General features: G+C 42.5%; 2 protein-coding genes. Both read right to left on the bottom strand.

Going from position 1 to position 1,781, the window contains the following annotated elements; translation table 11 throughout:
* Positions 1-116 precede the first annotated feature (116 nt).
* A complete protein-coding gene (locus DCC82_RS16885; protein ID WP_012748945.1) occupies positions 117-1,226 on the bottom strand; it encodes an RNA-guided endonuclease InsQ/TnpB family protein in 1,110 nt (369 codons plus the stop codon).
* 12 nt (positions 1,227-1,238) lie between these two features.
* The gene (gene tnpA / locus DCC82_RS16880) at positions 1,239-1,637 is read right to left on the bottom strand and encodes an IS200/IS605 family transposase (RefSeq protein WP_012748944.1); all 399 of its coding nucleotides are present in this window, start codon (positions 1,635-1,637) and stop codon (positions 1,239-1,241) included.
* Positions 1,638-1,781 lie beyond the last annotated feature (144 nt).

Raw genomic sequence — 1,781 nt, 5'->3', positions numbered from 1 at the left:
GTGACATACTCCCACCACCTACGCTTCGCTTAGAGGTGGGGGCTTCTCGGGTAATCCCATCTCATGATGGGAAGTTGACCGAGCGATCCCCGTGTGCCCCACGGTTCGAGGACAAATTAGACGATCGCCAATCGTTTCATGCCCTCATGTTTGATATTGATGGCCGCATTGACGTCCCTGTCGCTCTCGAATCCACATTCACAGCGGAATGTCCGTTCAGAAAGCGATAGAGACTCCTTGACTCGACCGCAGCACGAACACGTTTTGGACGAAGGGAACCATTTGTCGATTTTGATCAGCTTCTTCCCCTGTTCGGCCAGCTTGTACTGAAGGAAAGTGGTGAACATGCCCCAGCCGTTGTCATGAACGCCTTGACCGAAATGGAGGGCTTGTGACATCCCTTTCATGTTGAGGTCTTCGATGACCACGCAATCATACCGTTTCGCTAATTTGTGCGACTCCTTATGCAGAAAGTCCTTGCGCTGGTTGGCAATTTTCTCATGCAGCTTCGCTACTTTCAGACGCTGTTTGTGCCAACGATTCGAGCCTTTCTTTTTACGAGACAATTTACGCTGTTCTTTCGCTAATGTTTCCAATGCTTTGCGATAGAATCGAGGATAATTGGCTCTCTTACCCTCGCTATCGACATACAGCGTACTCATGGAAAAGTCAAGCCCAACAACCGTTTGTACTTCTTTTAGGGCAGGTTGATGTTCGTACTCTGTGAGAATAGAAATATAGTATTTTCCTGTTTTGGTTTTCGTGATCGTACAAGACTTGATGATATGGTGGGCAGGAATCTCCCGGTGTTGCTTGAACTTGATCCATTTCAGTTTGGGCAGCTTGATATAGCCATCTGAAAGCTTGATGTTGCCATTTACCATATTTGTGGTGTACGACTGTTTCGCCTTGCGGTTTTTGAACTTGGGAAATCCAGCGCGGCCAGAAAAGAAGTGTTGAAACGCTTTCTGCAAATTTAGTTGAGCATTTGCCAGCGCAAGGCTGTCCACTTCTTTTAGCCAAGGAAACTCCTTTTTGTACTTGGCAGGGGTCGGAAATGTTTGTTGTTTCAAGGATTCTTTATCGTCCTTGAACTTTTCAAACATTTGTATGCGTTCTTCAAGCATTTTGTTATACACAAAACGGACACAACCGAAGGTTTTGGCGAGCAATTCTTCTTGTTCTTTTGTTGGGTATAGACGGAACTGATAGGCTTTGTTTGCCATATCGACACCACATCACTTCATACCTTGATTTTCGATATATTTTTTGATTACTTCAATGGGCGCACCACCCGTTGTAAGCAGGCAAAAGCTTCTTGACCAAAAATATTCTTTCCACAGTTTTCTTTTCACTTGCGGAAAATGCTTTTTGATCAGTCGAGAACTTGCACTTTTATAGGCATTGATGAACTTGGATAATTCACTATTTGGATGTGCTTTGAACAAAATATGCACATGGTCCATATCGTGATTCCATTCGACCAAGGAAATATTGTAATTTTTACCCAATCTCACAAACATATCTTTTGCATAGTCAGATATGGTATCATCAATCACTTGTCTGCGATATTTTACAACCAGCACAAGATGATAATACAATAGGAACACTGAATGGTTATTATTGTCTAATTTCATTGATACAACAGCCTTTCATTTTTCTAAAACTGATTATATCATAACACACAAAAAAGAGACAATTTTAGGCTATACCTAACCGAAATTCATCTCCCACTTTCACTTCGTTTAGAAGTGGGAGACTTCTTTCGGAAAGATGTTAAA

This window comes from Geobacillus sp. LYN3 (genome assembly GCF_003064505.1).
In the GTDB taxonomy this organism is placed as follows: domain Bacteria; phylum Bacillota; class Bacilli; order Bacillales; family Anoxybacillaceae; genus Parageobacillus_B; species Parageobacillus_B toebii.
Note: the sequence above shows the minus strand (reverse complement) of the source record. Positions and strands in the feature narration are given on the sequence as shown.